Below are 21,729 nucleotides of genomic sequence, written 5' to 3'. Positions count from 1 at the left end.
AAGCACACTGGGATGTTTTTATAATCAGTAAGAGCTAAAATCTGCAAGTATTTCCTGTCCATAAAAGGAAAATATAGATCAATTGGTTTATAATATAAACAAATACAATCGCTATTTAAACATAATGCTGATTAATTTTTTTATTTAAGCAGAATTCATCAGTTCATTAGACAAAAGGAGCAGCTTATGCATCCAGAAATTGAAAGGGCACAAAGAGAGATTATTGAAGCTTTTAACGCCAAACCTAAAAATGGGATAGAAAAAATAAAAGAAATATGTGAGAAATATAAAATTTCTCCAAATGCAGAGATTGCCGCGTTCTTTCATCAACAAAGAAAAAATTTAGATTTAGAGGCGGTTGGCGATTATTTGAGTGGGCCAGAAGCAGAAAACCAGCAAGTATTAAAAGCTTTTACCAGTCAAATGGATTTCAATGGACAGAGTTTGTTGAGGGTTTAAGAACCTTTTTGAAAACATTTAAATTACCAGGCGAAGCTCAAAAAATTGACAGGTTAGTGCAAAGCTTTAGTGGTGCCTATTCCCAGCAAAATCCTGATGTGGTTTCCAATGCGGATGCTGCCTATCTTTTAGCATTTCAAACTATCATGCTTAATACTGATTTACATAACCCAAGTATCCCTGAGAAAAATAAAATGACAATGGATGGACTCAAAAGAAATCTCAGAGGAGGTAATAATGGTGGAGATTTTGATGCCAAATTTTTAGAGGAACTATACAGTGAGATTAAAACTAAACCTTTTGAATTGAATTTCGTTAAAACCAGTCCAGGATATGAACTTACTTCAACCACTCTCAATAAAGATTCTACTTTTAAAAAATTGGGCTCCTTGCTGCATTCAACGAATGTAAACATCAATACTATTTTTCCAGGAATAGGTGGTAATGTTATAGCAACTGTAGATCAACCAAAATCATGGTTAAGTTTTTTTACCGGATATAAGGGAACAATAACGTTAACGAATCAGCAAACATCGGCTCAAACTACTATACAGGTTTATACTCCGAATATATTTTCAAAATGGCTATTTGGAGAACAACCGAGAGTAATAATACAACCTGGACAAAGCAAAGAGTCAATCGATTTGGCAGCAAAAGTAGCAGCTAGTTTTTCATCGCCAGTAAAAAATTTTAAAGCGACGTATGATTATGAGGTAGGTGATTTAATAAAAGCATATGATAACCAGAAAAAATCCATTTCGACCAATAAAAATACTGTACTTAACGGGAGTATGTTCAGAACGCCAAACGCTGAACAAAAAGAAACTTCAACATCTGCAAAAAGAACGCTTAATACTGACTATGATATAAACGAGGATACAGTGACTAGAAAAAATGAAAGTAGTACGAGTTATAACAAATAATAATTTATAAAAGATTAGCTTAATGTAGTAGTTCAAACCTAATCTGACACCATTGCTTGAAAAAGTGAGCGTTCACGGTTTTGATGAAAGTACAAACCTTGAACAAAACCAAGAAAAACTGATAGTACCCTAAAACAAGGTTACCTATAAATACCATAACTAACACTAATACTATATTTTACTAAACAAAATAAGTATGGAAGCTGTTTTTTATTTAACCACTTGAAGTTTCAAAATGCGTCTCATAGACATACACAAGTTAGTAAAGGTAAATTAACCTACAGGTGCTTATGATGCCTTACTATTAAGTGGCTTATCAGGAAAAGAACTCATTTAATTAGTGTAAATTATGCTTCTGTAGGAAAATCTTCAACCGGAGGAGCTATCCATAGACTGCAATTTGGAGCAGGCATGACATAAGTTGTTACAACGTGAGAGTTCATACTATTAAGCATGGCTTTTCTAGTCGTAAGCCCAGTATTTTTAACGGTGCAAACCATATTTTTTGTGTCAGGAATGCCGCTCAACCATTATTTTCCGGAGAATTGGTGTAATCAATATCTCGGATTTTCATAGAGTTGTAACAAATACAAATTTGACTTGCTTAATTAAGCTTTGGCAGAAATTTTTAAGCACTATTCTTTACCAGCCTCTGTATCTGTATAAGCCCTAAGCATAGCCCTGTGTGGTACAAACTCATTGAATTAAGGGATTAAAGCGATCACAAACATCAGGGTATGAATAAACTATAAACAATTAAAAACGCAACCTGGACGCCAGTCACTACAAGGCCATTTTGTATCATGGCTTTGACATTCTCACTTCCAGAAAAACCCATTGCCGCGAACATATTGGCGCCAGGGTAAGCATAATTTGTGACGCGAGTTGCAAAGAGCATGCACAAAGCAAAAGTGATCAGAGGCAATTGCATCTGGATGACAGAGGGGCTAAAGAGCTGGTGAAGCATTTTGATGGTTGCTTCTGCAGCGCCTGGCATACCAAAAGCGCCGGTAAAGCCAATTAAGATCGATAATACTGGTTTCCCTCCCAGCTTAATTAACGGTGTTAATAATTCAGTTAATGCATTAAATCCTCCTGCTTGATGGATTAGCGCCATAAAAGGATCAAATAAAATAAACAAAAAGAAGAGATGCAAGCTTTTTTGCATTCCTTCAAATAACAGGTTAAAAATTTGTTTCAAACCGAGTCGACAGGATAATCCGGTAATTAGCGCCAGAAATAACATAACAAAGATCACATAAGAGGTTTTCGCTTGAGTAAATAAACCATAGACAACACAAAACAAAAAGGAAATCAGAAAAATTAATGTAGCCCTTTTTTGTTGTCTATTGGGAGTAAAAGGCTCAGTGCTGTTCTCGTCTTCGCAGGGCTCATTGATGCATAGTTTTTGTAATCGTGAAGCCATAAGCCAGGTGGTAATTAAAGTCACTACAGCAATTGGGAGCGAAGCGTAAAGAAATACTGTCCCATAACTTAATCCAGTGACACCAAGCAAGGTTACAACTGGGGGAGCAAAAGGCCCTAGAATTAAAGCCTCTTCAGCTGAAGCTTGCATGAGTACTGCCAAACTGGGGCGTGACAAGCCTACTGACCCTGCAATAGGACGCAAACTGGGGGCCAGGATAGCTAAACCTCCCGCTAATGTTCCAAGCAAACCAACAATAATAAAGGATGAGAGGACTATACCAATTTTAGCGCGTCGCTGAGTATTAACCCCAACTCCATAAACAATTTGGTGCACTAAAGTATGACTTACCTGGGTATGCGTTAAAACTTCGCCCAACCCTCGACCTAACATGATGATAAAACCAACCAAAGCCATAAATGAACCCAAGGCATCAGCCATAGCATTCCCTATGTCAATGGGACTGCTTACATTCCAAAAAAAACCTAGCCCAACACAAACAGCTGTCGCTACTAATGGATCAACGTTACGAAATAAAAGTAAAACATAAAGAATAATAATAAATAAACTGGCTAGCTGAATGTAGAAAGACATTAGCGGATCACCCCAATTAGATTCAGTCCTTGTGTGATGCCTTCAATCCCTAATCCAGGTTTGTCTGCCAGGATAATTTTATTGCTGATACTTTGTGCCCCACCAAGAATATAATTCTCGCGGATCAAAAAAATAGGATCGAGATCTGCATAAGAAATATCGGGCTTACTTAATGCAAAACTGGCTATTGCAGCAACTCCAATCGGCGACTCCAGCATACATCCAACCATTATTTGCATTTTGGCCGCTTGAGCAATATGGTAAATAGATTGAGCTTTCTCAATGCCTCCTGATTTCATCAACTTTATATTGACTCCATCACAAGCATTAATCTTTGCGATATTCAATGCATCTTCTGGTGAAAAACACGCTTCGTCAGCGATAATTGCACAATCAACCTGATCAGTAATCGTCTTTAAATCAGGCAGATTTAGAGCACTAACCGGTTGCTCCACCAGAAGAACATTCAAATTCTCTTTTTTGAACGCAGTAATGGCTATTAATGCCTCTTCGTAAGACCATCCCTGATTTGCATCTGCTAGCAGAGTAATGTCATTGCCTACTGCCTGACGAATAGCTCGAATTCGATTGATGTCGTCGACTGGATCTAATCCCAATTTGATTTTCAGGGTTTTGTGCCCTCGCTGAATTAAATCAATCGCATCACTCACCATCTCCTCAACTTCTTTAACGCTTATCGTAATACACGAGTTGATGCAATTGGAATTTCCTCCCAATTGCTTATAAAGAGGCAAGCCACAATATTGGGCAAATAAATCATGCAAAGCGATATCAATTGCGGCCTTGGCTGAGGAGTTACCTTCTATTGCCCGATCATTCATTTGAAGTAATAAATTGAATGCAGAAATATCACGTCCGATAAGAAGGGGTCCTAAGGCGCTTTTAATATCATCAATAATGGATTCCTTGCTATCCCCAGTTATTGCAGGTGTTGATGCAGCTGAACCATAACCAATCTTTCCGCAATCCGTTTTTATTAATATCACGACATCATCAACGCATTCTGTACGCCTCACCGCTGTAATAAACGGACGACTTAATGGAATAGTTAGTTCTGCGATATGGATTTCTTTAATATTCAAACAAGCACCTGTTCATTTATTGTTTGCAGGGTAACCCTAATGAGATATTAGGGTATTAAGAGTTCATTTGGCAAAACATGTTTTTAAATTATACCTCTCATAAAATAATATTAACTTGATATCCTGCTCCAATACATCCCTTTTTCTATTCTTGAATCAACTCAATAAAATGAACCAACTATTTATGACGAACACCAAAAACAGATACGGATTTCATATATTCAAAAACAACTGTCTTTTGTTATCATCCAACTTTCTTATCATACCCAAAATCTACCCATTTATATTAACCTGGAGACGCTCATGCTTTTTAAACTCAACAAATCCAGCTCCCACAAACCTGAACAAATTAGCAGAAATTACCACCGTTTGATGCTGCAGTTGAAAACATGGGAAACAAATCACTATATACCAGACTTAAATGAAAAATATTTTAGGACTTAAGATGTTGAAACAAGGAATATACAAAAATTCTACAATGATTTTGTGGACAATGTATTGACCCCTCTTGAACAGCAACCTGCGGCTGATTTGCCGGAGTTCATCACCCGGGAAGATATTTTAAACTCTTAAGCTTTAAAATATTTATGCCATTAGCTCCGATATTCGCGGAGAGAGAAAAATGGATGAAGCGGATTGCCGGTACTGATGGAAATAGAATCTCTCTATAAAAACAAGCGAACCGACTTTTATAGTCTTTATGAAAGGACTGACAAATAGCTACTGAGATAGACCTAAAAAATGCAAAAGCTTCTATAAGCGAATACTTAAACCTCGATAAAAGAACAATTAAAGAACACGGTGGATATTTATTGCGTTCTCTGCTACGATTGCTCCCCTTTTAGTTAATTACAAAAACAACCATGTTTGATTTAGCAAAACTGACTGAATTTAATCATGCTTTAGTGTATGGGTTTGAACCAGAGTCAAGCCCTGCACGTTTGGCAGGCTCAGAAACATTTGAAGACGCTCTTTTTCCAGAGGCAGGCCAACATCAAGATATGTTAAATGCCTATCTTTATGCACAAGAAACAATTCTTACGCAAATTAAAAAAACAGGTTTATCTCATACTACCCCAGAGATGTTAATTGAGTGGGTTAAAGCCATACATGGCTTTATCGGAAAATCTCTAATGCAGGCTTACGATAGAAAATCAGGTGAATATACTAATGAAATTATTTTCCGATGGCACCTGGGTGCCGAACTGGGGGTTCATTTTACTTTGTATTTGTCAGGTCTCCATGAGTGCAAATCCCCACAACAACTTGCAAGATATTTAAATAAACAATTTGATATGGATTATCAGTCTGCTTTGGATTTTATTGCTCTGTTAGAGAAAATCGCCAAAGATAAAAAATATACAATCCACGAATCACAGCAACCCTATATCGATTATTCCAGTCCTGCGATAAAGGGAATTCTTGTTCAAAATAAATTAGCGAGTGCATATAACCTCAACCAATTGACAGAGAGTGAGAAAATTACTGTCAATAAGATTTTAAAAATTTGTATGTTCCCTCCTCTGATTCCTGAAGCCATGAATCGATGGGCGCGAGAAACCGCTGCACAATTACACGTTTGTGATTCAAGGGATTTGAAAAATGTTTCTCAATTCCTGGCAACCACTTTTTATCAGCTTACAGAAGTGCATCCTTTTGCCAATGCTAATGGAAGAACAGCAACCTGTCTTATTAATACTTTCCTTCGCGCATTTGGCTATCCTAGCATAGTGCTTCGTCACCCTGGGGAAAGAGAAAATAAAGACAGTCGATATCAAAAAGCATTCGCTGAAATTGATTCCTCTATAGTTCCGTTAATTGATCTGATTTATACTCGTGTCAACGAAGCTCAAGAAAAAGCTTTTGAAAATGAAAAACTAAAAAAACTGATCGTATTGCGAGTCGCTTTAAGTGACTTGTTACAAGAAACCAAGTCTAAACATCCTCAGTTTAATCTACTTGCATTCCAGAAACAGGTGTTTTCTTCTCCCGAGACGTTGTTTGCAATGCAAATGGCTGATGAGACTGAAGCATCCATTTTTGTCCTGTCAATGAGTATCAATAAATTATCTCTAATAGCAAAAGAATTAGACCTCTCAAAACAAAAGAAACCAACATTGTTTTCAACAGCCGTGTTGGATAGCACACAAATAAATGCCGTGATAAAAAGCCTGGAAAAAATATCTGGTCTGGCTGGCTGGAAAACCAACGCAAAAAAAGGATTGGTCACTTGGCTGGAACTTCCCGATATGGAAAAAGCCAAAGAAATCGCCTCTGAATTGGAAGCGCTCAAAGTAGCCAAAATCACCGTGGCACGACGAGCTGACAATAAAATTCCAGTGATTAAATGCGAAGAAATTGACTGCGAAAAGCTTATTAATGCTGCTCTCCAGAAAGATGGTAAAACATCATCAAAGAACGCAGAATTTGTTGCGATGTTTTGATAAAAAATGAGCCTGAATTAAATAGGCAGGCCAAATGCAAACAACAAATTACTGAGAGGGAAAAAACAGCAGGAGAAATAATTTGTTTTAATTTAAGCTTGATCTGGCCAATGCCAGTTTTTATAAAACTGCGGCCGGATCTTATTGGGCCAAAACGACAGGAAATACTGAGCACAATTTTTTCATAGCAACCCAAAGATGACATCTATCCATTTTGATCGAGATAGAACTTAAATGAATTTTCTTTTATTACGTTTTTGAACTTATGTTAATTTCTACCAGAATTCTCGAGCCAGCATTAAGTCATTTCAACGACAGGAATAATTTAATCAAACAATTGGATTTGTCATCTGATAGCGATAACAATTTCTTTTACAAATGGGTTTTGGCGTTTTGGTTGGGTTCAAACATCACTCGCGAAAAAATTATCAAACACCCTTTACACATGAAATGTAAAGCTTTTATTGATTTCGGTTACTCGTGCATTTTGGTTTTGGATAAACAAATGAGCTTGTTAAAGCAAAATACAGTTGCTTATAAGATCCTGCAAAAAACCTTATTCGAAATAACTCAACATTATAATGAAAACTATCCGTTATTAACCCAGAATCCCCAAACGCTATTTTCTTTCTTTGCCAATATTCTTACAAAAATTGACAGCAAGGTATGTGAAGATATTTCTCAACGAAAAATCCTTGAACTGACTCAGAATACGTGCCTAGCTGAATTATCGCGTACTCAAAATGGGCCGCCAGATGGATTGGCAGCAGCACAAGTATCTAACGATGTCACCAGTTTAATGAAAGTTAATCCGTTCAATATAGGTGTCGCTATCAATAAGCTAATTACGCAAAATTTTAGCAAGGAACTTTTTTTCCCACACTACATAAAGCCAACAACCGACAAGCATATTACTCATAAATTATTAATACCAGCCTGGGATGGTACTGTACTTGAGGGGCTTTCCGTTAAGGAAAGAAAAAAAACAAACAATACCGTTGTTTTAGCGTTAATTGGACATTTCCAAACAGAACATCATTATCTTAATACCAGCTTTCATGAGTTCCAGGAGCTTTTTGGCACAGAATTAGTGCTTATAAATCATAGAAATTATTCCAATCGGTCCAATAAATTTGCCAACAGTACTGAAGAGATAGCCAGGGATGTGATCGCTTTCGCAAACCATTTCAGACAAAAAAACAAAAAAATTGTACTGTATGGAATGTGTGGCGGGGCTGCACATATGATTTTAGCGGCCCATACGCTATCCCATCAGAAAATCCCATTTAAGTTAATCGTTGACAGATTCTCTCAAAAGTACATCAATTTCGTAGACTTTAAAACACTCTCGAGAGCCAGAGATTTTTCACGCTCAAACGGACAAGATTGCTCGAGATTGCTTCCAGGTTACAAATATTATTCTGGTTTAATGCCATACTTGCTCATTCTCCTTTTTTTATTGTTATTTATTTTAGTTCAATTGGGTCTATTTTTAACAAAAACAAATATTGATTTCGCAAAGCTTGTGCGGATGATCCCTGAAGAAGATCTTTTGATTTTACAAGCCAAGGGAGAAAAAATAGCAACCTCAAAAAAACCATTCTTTACAGACATCATTGTACACCCCGAAAATGACATGCGGGCAGCCGTAAAAGATAAAAGAAAACAGAGAAAAACGATCTTGAAAAATTTATGTGAGCATTGTTTGCATGCTGCTGGTCAAGCTGTTTTTTCAGCCGAGATGCAAAAGATTTTTCTTCAATTATTTAACTGCTTTGATCAATGCCTCCAGCTAATAAACAACGAGAAATTGATGGAAAATACCATCACTAATCGCCCTGTAGATTTACACAGTAAAAAACTTTACACCCTTACAACCAGAAATAAGTTACCTATCAGTCAGTTCATTAGAGGTTTTTTTAAACAATCACCAAAAATACATGCCCATTTGCTTGATTCAATCAAACCATACTCTAGTCACCTTATAGTTGATGCTTTAAAACAAATTTATGGAAACCACCCATCAATGCATTCTAATTTATCGCAATTTTCTAATCATTTGGCTTTGCTTTTAAATGATATGAAAACCAATCAGTTTTTTATTTCTTACATGGCCGATCGTTTATCTGCTACTCAATTAGCTGATTTAAATGAACCTATAAATGCGCTGTTAAGAAGCGAACTACTTCAACTAATTTTCAAGAGTTCGTCTGAACAAAATAATCAAGATATGATAAATAATCATAGGGTATCCATTTAATGAATTCATTGACCCCACTAATTGGGCTATCGTTGATACTGAATGGCAAGATTAATGTAAATGTGCTTAAACAATGTGCCAATAAATACTCAAATCAACTAATAGGTAGACAATAATAAATATTTATAAACAATATTTATTAAAAATAATCTATACTTAAAAAAATTAGCGCGTTGGAGGTAATATGTTTTTCTCTAAAGATGAAAAAAATCCAATAAAAAGAGCTCTTCAAGGTGAATTATTACAAGATGAGACCTTTATACAACTATGTACAAAAATAGAAAACTACTTGATGGATACCGAAGCTGTAAACGAGCAACTTATTGAATTAAACGAACAACTGACAATGAGGTTAAAGGAAAAAGGACTCAAACTCGGCGAAAAAGGAGCAACAAAGCAGTTAAGAACACTAATACAGGAAATACTAACCGAGGCTGGCTTTAGAGCGGGAATGTTACAAACAATAGGGAATAAGCCATTAAAAAAAGAAGATTTTATGTTTTTAGTATCGTCAGGATTTATGTTAAAGGACAGCAGCCTAAGAGCATCATCCCATGGTGAGCTGACCCATGCCATTCAATGGTGTTTAATCATATTGAAACAAAAGAAAGACAGCAGTTTTCTTGAAAACATATCTACTAGTGAGATTTGTGGCCGAATTTATAAAAAACTAGGGCACCAAGATTCTTCGAATCCTAATTATCCTTTTACTTGTTGGGATGTACTTATCGATAAATTAGGAGAGATAGACTCCAGATCCCCGGAATGGCTTTCCGATCATATTCAAAACGACGAGAATCAAATTTTTCCTGTGTTAAGAGAGGTAATAAAAAAAAGAACTGAAAAAGGCAAAACAGAAGAAAACAAGGAAAAATTACAAAAAAAACTGGAAAATCCGCCAGAACATTATGAAAAACATGAGAAAATTGAAAATATTCTCATGCCAAAATCAAAATAAGTTTGAACTAATTCAATTCAATCCATTTGAATTCAGTATGGTTTTTCCCCGTACTCATTAGGCAAAACATATTCTTTAAGTATCAAATCATAGTATCTTTCGACTAACTTACCCAGGCGAGAACTGGTAAGCGCTGCATAATCAATTGCATTAAGCAGTTCCGCTCCATCTTTTTCCTGCAGTAAACTAATAAGCTTCTCTACGGCAGCAATTTTCTGTTCAACAGAGAACCCTTTGGTTATCTCTATGTGACGTGTTTTAAAATGCTTACTTAGAATTTTTTCCTCAGAATCATGGCCTTCTTCATTCTCTTTCACTTCCAAAGCCTGCCTTGCTTCTTCTTTTTTTATGATAATGTAATCTTTCAATTCATTAATAAATTGTTCTTTACGTAAGTTGCCCTGGAATTCGGTTTCTTTTGTAAACTCACCATCATACTCGCTTTCTTCATCAGAGTTGGCCTCTCTCTTACTTGCTGTCTGCCCAGAGTCCTTTGAGAGTGCTGGCTCTATAGCTAACGAATCGGTATCAAAAGCTTTTTGCCTGGCTTTTCTTTTTTTAGCTTTTCTTGTGTTAGTGAGCCATGTTTTATCACACTTACTAACCACTTCGATTCCCATGATCGGTTTTTTATCCTTATCATTTGCTACTCTCGAGCTTTGATTGCCAACCTTTAAGGTCATTAATAAGTTGGAATCTTCTACCTCAACACCTTTCATGTAATCACGCAATGCCTCGTGTAAAGCACCGGGACCAGCTGCAATGGTTTGATGTTTTCTAAAATCCATTGGTCCCTCCAATTGATAAGGTGTGCGTTTAGCATCCATCAGATTGCCGTATGGACCGAATCTTTTTTTAAGAGATTCCCGGGGCAAAGGCGATGAGTCATACTCTTCATGGCGTTGCATAGCATTTAAGATTGCATCCTCCATGACCTCATGATCAGGAATCGCAGCAATAATATCGTTATTGACATCCCCTAAAGTAGTGACATAATGGGTAGTAGGTCCTCCTCCACGTGGTTCCCTCCATGATCCTGTGTACAAATCTACGTGGGCTTTTATACCAAAAGCAACCTCATCCGCTACAAAGTATGAGTTTTCATCCAAATTAAAAACGGTATCGGTATCAAAGTAATAACCGCCCTCTTGCCTTAAAATTTCAAAACGAAAAAAATCTGCAGCTGCAGCAAGATTTCTGAAACCGACTCTTTCTCTATTGACATATTCCCAAAATTTTTTGTACCTGTCCCCTTCGTAAAAAGGATCATTTCTCATCCCTTCTTCTAATTCATGAATATTCCTTATTCTTAAATTAGGTATGTCTATTCCTTCTTGAGTTGATGTTTTAATGTAATTCATTTCATTATCAACCCATAAATTAACCTCAAAACCACTTTTTAGTGCTACTGCAGCAACATCCATAATAGTGCGTAAATATTGAGCTCGAATAGGGCCTCCAACCCAAACAAAATGTATTTTTGATGGTAGCGTACGGAGCTCATATTCAGATTCAGAATCGCTATCAGATTCAGAATCGTTCATGAAACTCTCCTATAATAACTTAATATTGTTTAATTATAGTACAAATCCAATCTAATTCAGCTTAAGCCGAAATTGTGAGTTTCATTTAAAAACCATTTTAATAAGACATAATACTGTTATACTGATCTTAGCCATTCTATGGAGAGCCTCTTATGAATAAAATTATTTGTTTACTCAGCAACTTATTGTTAGCAGTAGGCATCATGTCGGCGTATGCAGAAACTGCAATTATTAAAACTTCAGAGGGCAACATAACCTGCGAATTATTTACAAAAGAAGCTCCCAATACCGTTGCAAATTTTGTAGGGCTGGCAACTGGAACAAAAGAATTTAAAGACATAAAAACTGGCAAAATGGTTAAACGCCCTTTTTACAATGGCTTAACCTTTCATCGTGTGATTGCTGGTTTTATGATTCAAGGCGGAGACCCGCTTGGAAATGGGACCGGTGGGCCAGGTTACACATTTGATAATGAAAATACTAATGCCAGTTTTAACAAACCTGGCGTACTTGCAATGGCTAATGCAGGCCCCAATACGAATGGCAGCCAATTTTTTATTACCGTTGCGCCAACACCTGAACTGCAGGGCAACTACAATATTTTTGGTCAAGTCATTTCTGGACAAGAAGTTGTTGATAAAATTAGCAAGATGCCTACTGATCCGCAAGATAAGCCAATATCGCCTGTAGTCATTGAAAACATTACCATTCAAAGATAAATATGCAGCCAGTTCTTGTAATAATCGGTATTGTAAGAAAGGATTTCTATATTGCCATACATCAAAAATGTAGCTTGCATGCAATTCGAATTAATGAACTGGCTCCTCGACAGAACAGCTTTGACAAGACATTTTATTTATTCTCTGAGGTTTTAGCATTTCCTCATTAACCTTTTGCTTCAATTACATCGAGACCTGACTGCATTAGTTTCATTGGCTTGATCACTTTCATTCTCTTTATTGGTTTCCTTAGATAATTTAAAAAATGCATTATCAAAATGGGGATTTATAGAATTACTGGCTGTCGACTCTTTTTGTGGAATACCTGTCTGAGGCTTAATTTCATTTAAAAGATCATAGGTATCAGTTGAAGCTTTACCATATTTAACCAATTTAACTTTTGAGTAATTCAAACCTCTATAGAGTGGTAATATTTGTTTATTGATTAGATACTCCAAGGACTCATCGTCTGCTAATCCAAATGCTCCAAAATCTTTTTCACAGACAATGTATTTGTAAGGATTTAACTTGGTATCCAGCTTGGCAAGCACTATAATGTGCCCTGCGGTAAACTCTCTTTGTGCTTTTGTATAATCATTCATCGAAAATATGACACCACAAAGACTGTCTGGTTTAAAGTAAGGGTTATCCAAAAGCAGATGCACCATATCTTCCCATTGTATAGAGTCATGGGGGCTACTCTCCGATACCACCGTTTCCCCTTCACCTAGAATTGTTTTTTTAAACTTTAAATTTCTTGTCTGATCTAACTGAAAATTAATTAACCCCGCTTCGGGACACAACCATCTAATTACCCCCTTAGATAAAAAATGAATAAACATCATTGATTCACCAAAGCAATTACCGCCAGTATCATTCAAATCCTCTTTAGGATCATAATCAAAATGATACATTTCCTCACTTCGGGGTATGTAAAAAAATTTTTTCCCCCAATGACTTAGTTGGATACAGGCTTCTCTACCATTAGGCGAAAAAAAACCTATTCTTTCAATCGCTTCTGTCTTGTTACCTGGCTTGCTCAATATTTTTAATGCATTAATAATGTGTTTCTGTGATGGCATTTTTTGAATAGCCCTATTAAAACAACGAAGTGCTAATCGTCCTTCTTCAGTGAGTTGATGTGATTTTTGTAAGCTAATACAACACTCTTTTAGTAACACAGAATATTCGCGTAACTTAATCCAATATAGAGTTGTGGTATCCAGTAAAATAGAGTTTAACAATCCCCCTTTTTTAATTAAATCAAGATACTCTCTATCTAAGTTACTCATGAATTTTTTAATGAGCTTAAACTTTGATGTAATTTCTGTTTCCTCAGCTTGTGATTCGCTAAGAAAGGAACTTTCTGCAATATATAATGCTCGCTTGATATCAAGTATGCCTTCTGGAATTTTGTCTCGTAACTGGGTTATTTTGTTTTGTTTGTTCTTTAATTCAGTTAAAATATTTTCTATTTTGCTAATCAATTTTTTATTGACTAAAGAGATTGGATATTGATGATTTAATTCATCTAATTTTCTGCTCATTTCAATGTAATAGCTTTCTATTAGTAAAAGCAAGTCTGCTATTTGTTTTTCTGCATCCAACGCATAAAAATTAATAGGCTTAAACGATTCAAGATCAACTTTAACCTTCTGTACAAGTTGTTTTTCAGATTCACCGGCAAATACCTCTGCGTTTTCCTCAATAAGACTGGCTATTGTATTGAGAATGTCCCTTATCATTTAATACTCTCTTACTCAATAGAATGGGCTTTGATTGAATAGAAATACCTGTACATATTGAATAAAGCAAGTACTTTCTGGGTTAATTATTCATAAATTTCAATAATCTATTTTATTTCCAATCCCTTAAATAGACTCATGAACATCATTTAAAGTAAAGGTCTGGGAAAGCCTTCGGATACATTGATAGGGCAGTAAATAACATCCCTGTTTTCTTGGTACATAGAATAGCAGAGCGTACTCAAAATCCTGTCAACACGTAAATGACCATTCAGATTATGAGTGGATTATGCCATTAATCAAAATGACTGCCCTTTTATATCTCAAAAAAATTAGCTACTTAGGGCAATTAGTTTTTTGCTGATCGTCTAATGCTGCCATCAGATTATTCTGATATGCTCCAATCAGGCTTGATAAACGTTGCGTCTCTTCTTGCCCTGTTTTTTGCGATATAGAACCCTCTTTCAATTGACGCTCTGTTAATTCACGTTGTGCATTTAAATTTTGAATCACTTTTTGTAAATCTTGTGGTGTTACGTGAGGGTTTGATCTTTTAAAAAACATAATGACCTCTATTGTGAACTTATGCACACATATTACCTCCCGTTTTTTTCGAGATCAATAAAAACATAAAGTCTTTAAGGCCAATTAACATGCCGATGTACCAAAATATTGATCCGATAAATCAACCCAATAAAGATCAGAATGAATTAATGAATGAGCAGTCCACCATCCACTTCTATTTAGATAAACAAGTGTTATTTTAATTTGATATAGAAAACTATAAAAAGTTTGACAATCTATCTATGAGTAGGTAAAATTCGTCCCTATGAATATAAGTAATACGAAAGAACGGATATTAGCAGTTGCAGAAGCATTGATCCAAAAAGACGGATATAACGCCTTTAGTTTCAAAGATATTGCAACAGCCATCAATATTAAAACTGCCAGCATCCATTATCATTTTCCTTCAAAAGAAGATCTTGGTGTGGCAGTTATATCCTGGCATGCCGATAAAATTGCTGCTGTGTTATCTGACATAAGCAATAATTCGTCGTTATCAGCCAAGGAAAAAATTCAAAAATTCTTTGATGCCATTTTAACAATCACCTATAACGCTGAAAACAAAATGTGCCTCGGAGGTATGTTTGCTTCTGATTTTCAATCATTACCCGTTTCAATTCAAAATCAGGCAAAAAAATTTTTTGAACTTATCATTGAATGGCTTAAAGGAGTTCTTAAAGCAAATGGTTATGATAATGAATCCTCATTATCTATCGCAAAACAAATTATTTCCTTGATTGAAGGCGGGTTATTATTAGCAAGATTATATGGAGATGAAACCTTCCTGGAAGGAGTTCGGCGCTTTATTGATCAAACAATAAAGTGATTTTTTTTAACACTCAAAACTATCTATTAGTAGATAGAATTTTATGGGGAAACATTATATGAATAAAGTCAAAGCAAAAATTATAGCTTTTACAACAATAATGTTGTTTTTAACATCGATCAATATACATGCAAAAGGAGAAACACCTATGAATCAATATCATCAAACAAATGCAGCAACCATGATAAAAATGAAAAGCAAATTACCAAATTCCTCTGAATTTGAAAAATTTTTGAAATCTGGCGGTCAACTGGTAAAGCAAACTGAACCTGATACAAAAGTATGGTTTGCCCTTAAGGGTAATGATAATTCCTTGATGATCTTTGATGCATTTTATGACTCTAAAGGAAGAGAAGCCCATTTTGCCGGTCAAGTTGCCAATGCTCTTAAAAACAATTCTGAACAATTGGTTCTTGAAGGTTGGGAAAATGGCGTATTAAAAAATATTGTAAACAGTAAAGTGCTCGCCTCTAAATTACCTGCAAGATCAGTTCAAGTAACTCTTGCCAACTACATTGAATTCACTGCCAACGATGGTAAATCAGAGCAACTTGCTGCGTTATTAAGCAATGCCGCCGAGATCGTTGATAAAACTGAGCCTCAAACAGCTTTCTGGTTTGCTTTACAGCTGAATGACAACACATTTGCTATTTTTGATGCGTTCTCAGATGAGTCTGGTCAGAAAGCTCATTTTTCAGGAAAAGTCGCACTATCTTTAAAAAATCACTCTGAACTCTTGATTAAAAATGGATGGGAAAAAGGCGTCTTACCCCACATTAAAAGCCTGAAAGTGATAACCAACATCTAATCAGTCAGGTAAATTAAAGATAAAATTCTTTCCTGAAAATAATGGATTATTTGATATTAATTACACATATTGACCCATCTGGTAACTCCTGTGACTGGATCAGTAACCCTTGATACAGGGCATGCTGTAAACGAAGGCGCCATACCAGGTGCTGGCGAAGCACAAACTGAAGGGCAAGGATGCTCCAGATCATTCTGACTGGCACACATCTTATTGTCTGTCGGGTCACAGTTGCATTTGCATGCCGCCTGTATTTGAAAAGAACATAAAAAAATAATTAATATTAGGACTGTTTTCATATGGAAATCCTTTTCAATAAGGGAATGTAATTTAGCATTCAAGCAATGATATCAGGTTACCCATGTGTACAATTTTAGCACATTAATGAGGCTGCAATAAAAATACCGCCTTTAACAGGACTTATGAAAAATCCCAAGATCAAGGCAAAAAATGTTTTTAATGAGGGAGTTTAGATAAACTAAATGACTGAATTAAAAATTTTTTTAACAAAGAGATTGGGATTTTTCGTAAGTCCTGAAATCAGCTCCAGCCCTCATAAACCACCCAGCCTTAACTTCATTTTAAATCCAGTATGATCAAAATATTTTTACAAAGCAGATTCTAAAGAGCAATTCAGAATTTGAATAATCAGAGATACTGGTCTTCAAATTGAAACCAAATTAAAGACCAGTCATTTTAGTTTATTAGTAGCCGTAATTTACTCTTTCACCTTCAATCTCAGGATAAAGTGGAGAGTCCTCATGTAGAGGGGCAGAAGGTAAATAGAGCACATTACCAGTAGTGTTACCAAAGAAATTGCTGCTTCTGTAATAATTGCTGGTAATATTTTGCGCTTTATTCAACAGCAGATCCATTGCGTGCTGCTGATCTTGTAATTTTTGTTCAAGCGCATACAGCTCTTTCTCTGATTTTTCTATTTTAGCGTTCAGGCCTGGAATAGTAGACAAACTTAATTCATTAGCCTTTTTCCATTGCTTCATTAGTACTAATTCATTTTTCTCAATCTTTTGGTCATTTATTTCCATTTGCACATCACTAAAGTACTTCTGGCAATGAGAGACTACAACGACAACAATGGAAACTACACCAAGCGTAGCAAGAGCGCCGGGAATCGCAAAAAATACAGGACTAATGATGAATGTATTCAATATTCCGGTACTTATTAAGCTACCCCCAATACTGAAAAGAGACGCATAGAATGCTTTCGTTCTCCAGCTGGCAGCTGATTCACTATACTGCTGTAACTGCGCATTTTCTTCAGTAAGAGCCTTGTTTTGTTTCACCAAATGGGGATCTGCCGTCAGATACTGCTCTAGTTGCCTAGTGTAGGCTACAAGGCTTTTTTGCAATGAACGAAGATTATGTCGCTCTTTTTCAATTGAGCTTGTTATATCTTTCTCTTTTTCCGCCATTTCCTCCATATTTTTCATCATGGCTAAAATCATCTTTAAGGCATTATTTTCATTGAACGTGATTTGAGGCCCATTTTCTGATTCCTGAAGAACCTGTTCCAATTGAGTTAGATAAATTTTATAACTCATTTCTTTCGCTTCGCTCATTAACTGATTTCGCCGCTCATCCAGTTCTCGAGTCTGTATTTCAATCTCATGCTTCAATGCTTCAAGATTTTTATGTGATAGTTGCAATAGGTGCGGATCATAACTTGCTCTGGCCTGTTCTCGAGCAAGACGCTCTTGATTTCTGATTTGGCGTTGTTGTTCACTATTTGGCAAAGCAATATCGATTTGATGTTTTACTTCACTATAACGCCCTTCAGTCTCTTTTTTCTCCTTATGAAGTCTATTTAAATTTTGTTCTTCTTTGTCTTTTTCAGCCTCTTTTGAATTGACAAGATGCATCAGCCGCTGGCGCTCCTCAATCAATCTATTTTCTTCTTGCAGCAGTCGGTCTCGCGCAAGCGGAGCCTGGGGTAGTGAAAGATCGGGATAGATACGTGTGGTAGTAGGAGGATTAGTATACACATTACCATCCGAGTAAGGATGATTTAGCTGTTGGTCAAGCAATTGGCGTTCATATCGGATTCTATCAATACTTTGATTAATGTGGGTCAGATTGACTTTAAGTTCATTAAATTGCCTGCTCACTTGATTGTATTGGCGTTGTTGTTGAAAGCATTTTGTATCCAGTTGCTTCAATGTATTTTCCAGGGTAAGCAGCTCGCTCCTGTAATTAATCATTAAAGAGTTTTCATTGACTGTCTCTTGTTCATCACTTATTGCCTCTTGAATATCATAATTTCTTTGAGATTCACAGGCCAGTTGAGTTAAGTGGTTTATTATTGCTTGTTTATCCTTATCACAATGCTCAGAAAGCAGAGAATTGATTGGATTGAGTACTCTTGATAAAGGCTTTCTCTCCAGGAGATATTGGCGAAGAATATGGTAATTTGATTCGCCAATGACTGCGTTAGTTTGATATTGAACTACATCATTGATAATGATTTCTGATAACGCCATGACTCGTGACTCCTCAGTAATTATATTATTAACGAACTCGTTTATTGAAACTGTTAATGTGAATCGCTGCATGATGCAGAAGAAATTTGCTCCCCCTGAAAATACAGATTACATTTCCTAGTTCTATTCAAAGCAGTGTGATAAATCCTCCTTTATTTTATTCTTTTGTTTAAACTGAGGGCATTATGGCAGACAAATGTTAAGGAATTGTTAAGAGATTGTTAAGGAATTGTTAAGACTTATCAAAATAACAGAGTTAGAGAATAAACTTAGTTTTAAATAGATATGAAAGACAATAGAGATTATTTGATTGACAGCTGCATAATCTCAATTTTTCTAATGTCACAATTTATTGAGGCAATAACAAGGTAAAACATCCCAATTGCCAGCATTATGGCAATTGGGAGCAATTAATTTATCGATAGGTTCCAATAATCATAGTCGCCCATAGGCGGCTAGAGTCGCTTTAACAGCAGGCCTTTCACTAACTCGTTGATACCAGGACATTAAACTGGGAAACAGTTTCGCATCAATAGTCTGTTCATATATGAATTGAAAACACCAAATCCAGGGCCAGATAGCCATATCGGCAATAGTATAATTTGATCCGCCAATGAATGACGTTTTGGCCAGTTGCTTTTCCATGACCCTTAGAAGTCGCATGGATTCATCAGCATATCGCTTCATGGCATAGGGTACTTGCTCTTGAGCATAACGATGAAAATGACCAAATTGCCCTAACATAGGGCCTATGTGTGCTGCCTGGAAATAACACCATTGGATAATGGCATATTTCTCCTTTGTCGTTTCAGGCAAAAACTGTCTATGTTTTTCAGCCAAATATTGCAAAATAGCAACACTTTCCATTAGGTAAAAATCATTGGTTTGATCATGCAAAACCGGTATCTTATTGTTTGGTGAAATTTTTAAAAAATCAGGATTAAATTGTTCACCCTGAGTAATATCAATCAGTTTTATGGTGTAAGACTGTGCCAACTCTTCCAACATAATAGTGGGTTTAAATCCGTTGGGCGTCCCAAATGAATAAAGTGTATACATTAAGATATCCTTATTAATTGATGGAAGTTATCTATCACTTGATACTAACACTCAATTTCACTTCAACATTACCACTTATTGCATTGGAATAAGGACAAACCCCATGCGCTTTTGCAACTAATGCTTCAGCCTCATTCTGATTTAGGCCTGTTATATAGGCGTGTAATGCAACTCCAAGTTTAAAACCCTTCTCTGGGGTAGCATATAAAGAAACCTCGGAAGTCATGGAAACATCCTCTAAAGAAATTTTTTGCACATTGGCAACATGACGAATGGCACTCTCAAAACAAGCAGCATATCCCGCGGCAAATAATTGCTCTGGATTAGTGGCACCACCCTCCCCCCCTAGCTCTCTCGGCATTGCCAAATCAAGTTTTAATAGCCCATCTGTAGTTTCTACATGGCCGTTTCGTCCACCATGGGTCTTGGCAATTGTTGTATACAATGCTTTCATAATTTTATATTCCTTAAAATGGTAAGAAATTAAAATTATTTAGTATTTTGCTGTTTGTCAAACAGAAAGGAAGAAATTTCATGCCTCACTTTAATTCGTGCCTGGAAAGAAAACAGCCATGATAAGCAAGGAAAAGACGATACAAACTCTTAAATTATTTACAAATTGAGATAATCAGTCTCAATAATTCAGAAAATATAGAGCCATCCCTGGCTTATTAGAAAGCTTATCAAATTTTGTTTATTAAGTTATAAGCTTCTTCAGGTTCTCTCTTAAATGAACCATCATTTTCAAAATTAAACATGCTGCTTGACGTGATTTTTCCCGAAACAAACGAGTTAAGTATTTTATGCATATCCGTAACTTGAGATTCTTCTGCACGAGTAAGAAGTGTAATAAGATGTGCTGCTTTTTCCTGAGAAGAACTTAAGTCCGAAGGAATAATATAATATCCTCTAGCAATTCCAGACAATTCTAATGTGTGCTCATTGTCGGATTCTTTTGTAAGACTGAAAATGGGTGTATATTTCTCAACTATATCACCAGAAGAAATCGCTTGTGTACATACTGTTAATTTATTGCCATTACAGATAATCAGTCTTTTCATTAGTTAGCTCACATTTTGGAAAATAAAGGGCTTTGATTATATAAAAATAAAACCAAACAGTAAATATTTGATCTTTTGTGATCGCATTAAAACTATTAGAGCTTAAAAAAATCAATAAGGACAAAAGATGGCATAATGAATTGAATTAACATTGATAGAATAGACCTTTTGCATAAACTAAAGTTATTTTAGGACAAAGCGCAGATATTTTAAGGAGTGGAGTTTTTACCCTTTCGGTAACATTTATTTATGAGGCAACAGGATATGCAGTAAAATAAAACCAACATGAGCACGTTGCTTACGTCCTGGCCTTCAAGAAATTTCTTGGTAAACCAAAGGCAGTCTATGAATAGAAAAAGGAGGAACCCAGTAAAGTCAAGCTAATTTGCAGTGGAACTATGATATTTTTATTCAAAGTTAATCAATCCTGTCCTTTTAAATCATACAATTTCAATACATCTCATCAGTAAATAATGTCACTTAGAAAAATAATCTGAAAATACTGACAATCCAGATTGGAGCTTTGCTTTCCGCATTCAAAGAAAGTGCTTTAAACTAAAAATGCCCTAAAATAATTTCAGTTATTTCTCAAAAATGGCGCTGCAGATATACTTCATGAAGACAGCATTCGCTGATTCTCAGCTTGTTTGAAAATAGATAACAACCAGACGCAGTGTTTGGCCTAAAAGATAATAGACTCTGTTTTATCTACTCAAACAGACATCCATTTCAAATCAT

At 35.9% G+C, this 21,729-nt stretch carries 15 protein-coding genes and 3 pseudogenes; 8 read left to right on the top strand and 10 right to left on the bottom strand.

Features of this window, described 5'->3' with window-relative positions; all coding sequences use genetic code 11:
- The first annotated feature begins 186 nt into the window (after positions 1-186).
- Positions 187-1,382: pseudogene (gene ralF / locus OQI99_RS02770) on the top strand (T4SS guanine nucleotide exchange effector RalF).
- 730 nt (positions 1,383-2,112) lie between these two features.
- Here the strand turns inward: ralF and OQI99_RS02765 are convergent.
- Together OQI99_RS02765 and OQI99_RS02760 are read right to left on the bottom strand one after the other, a co-directional pair.
- Positions 2,113-3,402, bottom strand: a complete 1,290-nt coding sequence (locus OQI99_RS02765; RefSeq protein ID WP_061514458.1) for a permease — start codon at positions 3,400-3,402, stop codon at positions 2,113-2,115.
- Positions 3,402-4,505, bottom strand: coding sequence for a dipeptide epimerase (locus tag OQI99_RS02760; protein WP_265731300.1), 1,104 nt, complete (start codon positions 4,503-4,505; stop codon positions 3,402-3,404). Before OQI99_RS02760 ends, OQI99_RS02765 begins: the two co-directional genes overlap by 1 nt.
- A 303-nt stretch (positions 4,506-4,808) precedes the next feature.
- Between OQI99_RS02760 and OQI99_RS16160 the strand changes: the two are divergent.
- The 4 genes and pseudogenes from OQI99_RS16160 to lirA all read left to right on the top strand — a co-directional run.
- Positions 4,809-5,158, top strand: a pseudogene (locus tag OQI99_RS16160) (EbhA); the annotation flags it as partial.
- Positions 5,159-5,368: 210 nt separating this feature from the next.
- Positions 5,369-6,949 (top strand): Fic family protein, encoded by a 1,581-nt coding sequence (locus OQI99_RS02755; protein ID WP_061514456.1) that lies wholly within the window; start codon positions 5,369-5,371, stop codon positions 6,947-6,949.
- A gap of 265 nt (positions 6,950-7,214) precedes the next feature.
- Positions 7,215-9,209 (top strand): hypothetical protein, encoded by a 1,995-nt coding sequence (locus OQI99_RS02750; protein WP_265731299.1) that lies wholly within the window; start codon positions 7,215-7,217, stop codon positions 9,207-9,209.
- A gap of 184 nt (positions 9,210-9,393) precedes the next feature.
- Entirely contained in the window at positions 9,394-10,167 is a 774-nt protein-coding gene (gene lirA, locus OQI99_RS02745; RefSeq protein WP_061514453.1) for a Dot/Icm T4SS effector LirA, read from the top strand.
- Between the two features lie 32 nt (positions 10,168-10,199).
- Here the strand turns inward: lirA and OQI99_RS02740 are convergent, their stop codons facing one another.
- Entirely contained in the window at positions 10,200-11,711 is a 1,512-nt protein-coding gene (locus OQI99_RS02740; protein ID WP_265731298.1) for a TcdA/TcdB catalytic glycosyltransferase domain-containing protein, read from the bottom strand.
- A gap of 152 nt (positions 11,712-11,863) precedes the next feature.
- On the opposite strand from OQI99_RS02740, the gene lirB reads away from it, so the two are divergent.
- Positions 11,864-12,430: a type IV secretion system effector LirB gene (lirB, locus tag OQI99_RS02735; protein ID WP_061514451.1), complete on the top strand. Its 567-nt coding sequence runs from the start codon at positions 11,864-11,866 to the stop codon at positions 12,428-12,430.
- Positions 12,431-12,609: 179 nt separating this feature from the next.
- On the opposite strand, the gene OQI99_RS02730 is transcribed toward lirB, so the two are convergent.
- Both OQI99_RS02730 and OQI99_RS02725 read right to left on the bottom strand, forming a co-directional pair.
- On the bottom strand, positions 12,610-14,175 hold the full coding sequence (locus OQI99_RS02730) for a type IV secretion protein Dot (protein ID WP_265731297.1): 1,566 nt from the start codon (positions 14,173-14,175) through the stop codon (positions 12,610-12,612).
- 336 nt (positions 14,176-14,511) lie between these two features.
- A complete protein-coding gene (locus OQI99_RS02725; protein WP_061514449.1) occupies positions 14,512-14,739 on the bottom strand; it encodes a hypothetical protein in 228 nt (75 codons plus the stop codon).
- A 265-nt stretch (positions 14,740-15,004) separates the two neighbouring features.
- Between OQI99_RS02725 and psrA the strand changes: the two genes are divergently transcribed.
- Complete coding sequence (gene psrA, locus OQI99_RS02720) at positions 15,005-15,565, top strand: autorepressor PsrA (RefSeq protein ID WP_027224461.1); 561 nt, start codon at positions 15,005-15,007, stop codon at positions 15,563-15,565.
- A gap of 58 nt (positions 15,566-15,623) precedes the next feature.
- Positions 15,624-16,373 carry a hypothetical protein gene (locus OQI99_RS02715; protein ID WP_265731296.1) on the top strand — a complete coding sequence of 250 codons (750 nt, stop codon included), beginning with the start codon at positions 15,624-15,626 and terminating at the stop codon, positions 16,371-16,373.
- Positions 16,374-16,429: 56 nt separating this feature from the next.
- Here the strand turns inward: OQI99_RS02715 and OQI99_RS02710 are convergent, their stop codons facing one another.
- The 5 genes and pseudogenes from OQI99_RS02710 to OQI99_RS02690 form a co-directional block, all read right to left on the bottom strand.
- Positions 16,430-16,672, bottom strand: coding sequence for a hypothetical protein (locus OQI99_RS02710; RefSeq protein WP_011215932.1), 243 nt, complete (start codon positions 16,670-16,672; stop codon positions 16,430-16,432).
- Between the two features lie 405 nt (positions 16,673-17,077).
- Positions 17,078-18,980: pseudogene (locus tag OQI99_RS02705) on the bottom strand (type IV secretion protein Dot).
- Between the two features lie 326 nt (positions 18,981-19,306).
- Positions 19,307-19,930, bottom strand: a complete 624-nt coding sequence (locus OQI99_RS02700; protein WP_265731295.1) for a glutathione S-transferase family protein — start codon at positions 19,928-19,930, stop codon at positions 19,307-19,309.
- Between the two features lie 34 nt (positions 19,931-19,964).
- The gene (locus tag OQI99_RS02695) at positions 19,965-20,384 is read right to left on the bottom strand and encodes an organic hydroperoxide resistance protein (RefSeq protein ID WP_265731294.1); all 420 of its coding nucleotides are present in this window, start codon (positions 20,382-20,384) and stop codon (positions 19,965-19,967) included.
- Positions 20,385-20,613: 229 nt separating this feature from the next.
- A complete protein-coding gene (locus OQI99_RS02690; RefSeq protein ID WP_265731293.1) occupies positions 20,614-20,991 on the bottom strand; it encodes a type IV secretion protein Dot in 378 nt (125 codons plus the stop codon).
- Positions 20,992-21,729: the final 738 nt, after the last annotated feature.

It is taken from the genome of Legionella sp. PATHC039, from assembly GCF_026191275.1.
GTDB classification, from domain to species: domain Bacteria; phylum Pseudomonadota; class Gammaproteobacteria; order Legionellales; family Legionellaceae; genus Legionella; species Legionella pneumophila.
Note: the sequence above shows the minus strand (reverse complement) of the source record. Positions and strands in the feature narration are given on the sequence as shown.

Coding starts and splice junctions, on each gene's coding strand:
- OQI99_RS02765 (WP_061514458.1), bottom strand. CDS start 3,402: ATGTCTTTCTACATTCAGCTAGCCAGTTTATTTATTATTATTCTTTAT.
- OQI99_RS02755 (WP_061514456.1), top strand. CDS start 5,369: ATGTTTGATTTAGCAAAACTGACTGAATTTAATCATGCTTTAGTGTAT.
- OQI99_RS02750 (WP_265731299.1), top strand. CDS start 7,215: ATGTTAATTTCTACCAGAATTCTCGAGCCAGCATTAAGTCATTTCAAC.
- lirA (WP_061514453.1), top strand. CDS start 9,394: ATGTTTTTCTCTAAAGATGAAAAAAATCCAATAAAAAGAGCTCTTCAA.
- OQI99_RS02740 (WP_265731298.1), bottom strand. CDS start 11,711: ATGAACGATTCTGAATCTGATAGCGATTCTGAATCTGAATATGAGCTC.
- lirB (WP_061514451.1), top strand. CDS start 11,864: ATGAATAAAATTATTTGTTTACTCAGCAACTTATTGTTAGCAGTAGGC.
- OQI99_RS02730 (WP_265731297.1), bottom strand. CDS start 14,175: ATGATAAGGGACATTCTCAATACAATAGCCAGTCTTATTGAGGAAAAC.
- OQI99_RS02725 (WP_061514449.1), bottom strand. CDS start 14,739: ATGTTTTTTAAAAGATCAAACCCTCACGTAACACCACAAGATTTACAA.
- psrA (WP_027224461.1), top strand. CDS start 15,005: ATGAATATAAGTAATACGAAAGAACGGATATTAGCAGTTGCAGAAGCA.
- OQI99_RS02715 (WP_265731296.1), top strand. CDS start 15,624: ATGAATAAAGTCAAAGCAAAAATTATAGCTTTTACAACAATAATGTTG.
- OQI99_RS02710 (WP_011215932.1), bottom strand. CDS start 16,672: ATGAAAACAGTCCTAATATTAATTATTTTTTTATGTTCTTTTCAAATA.
- OQI99_RS02700 (WP_265731295.1), bottom strand. CDS start 19,930: ATGTATACACTTTATTCATTTGGGACGCCCAACGGATTTAAACCCACT.
- OQI99_RS02695 (WP_265731294.1), bottom strand. CDS start 20,384: ATGAAAGCATTGTATACAACAATTGCCAAGACCCATGGTGGACGAAAC.
- OQI99_RS02690 (WP_265731293.1), bottom strand. CDS start 20,991: ATGAAAAGACTGATTATCTGTAATGGCAATAAATTAACAGTATGTACA.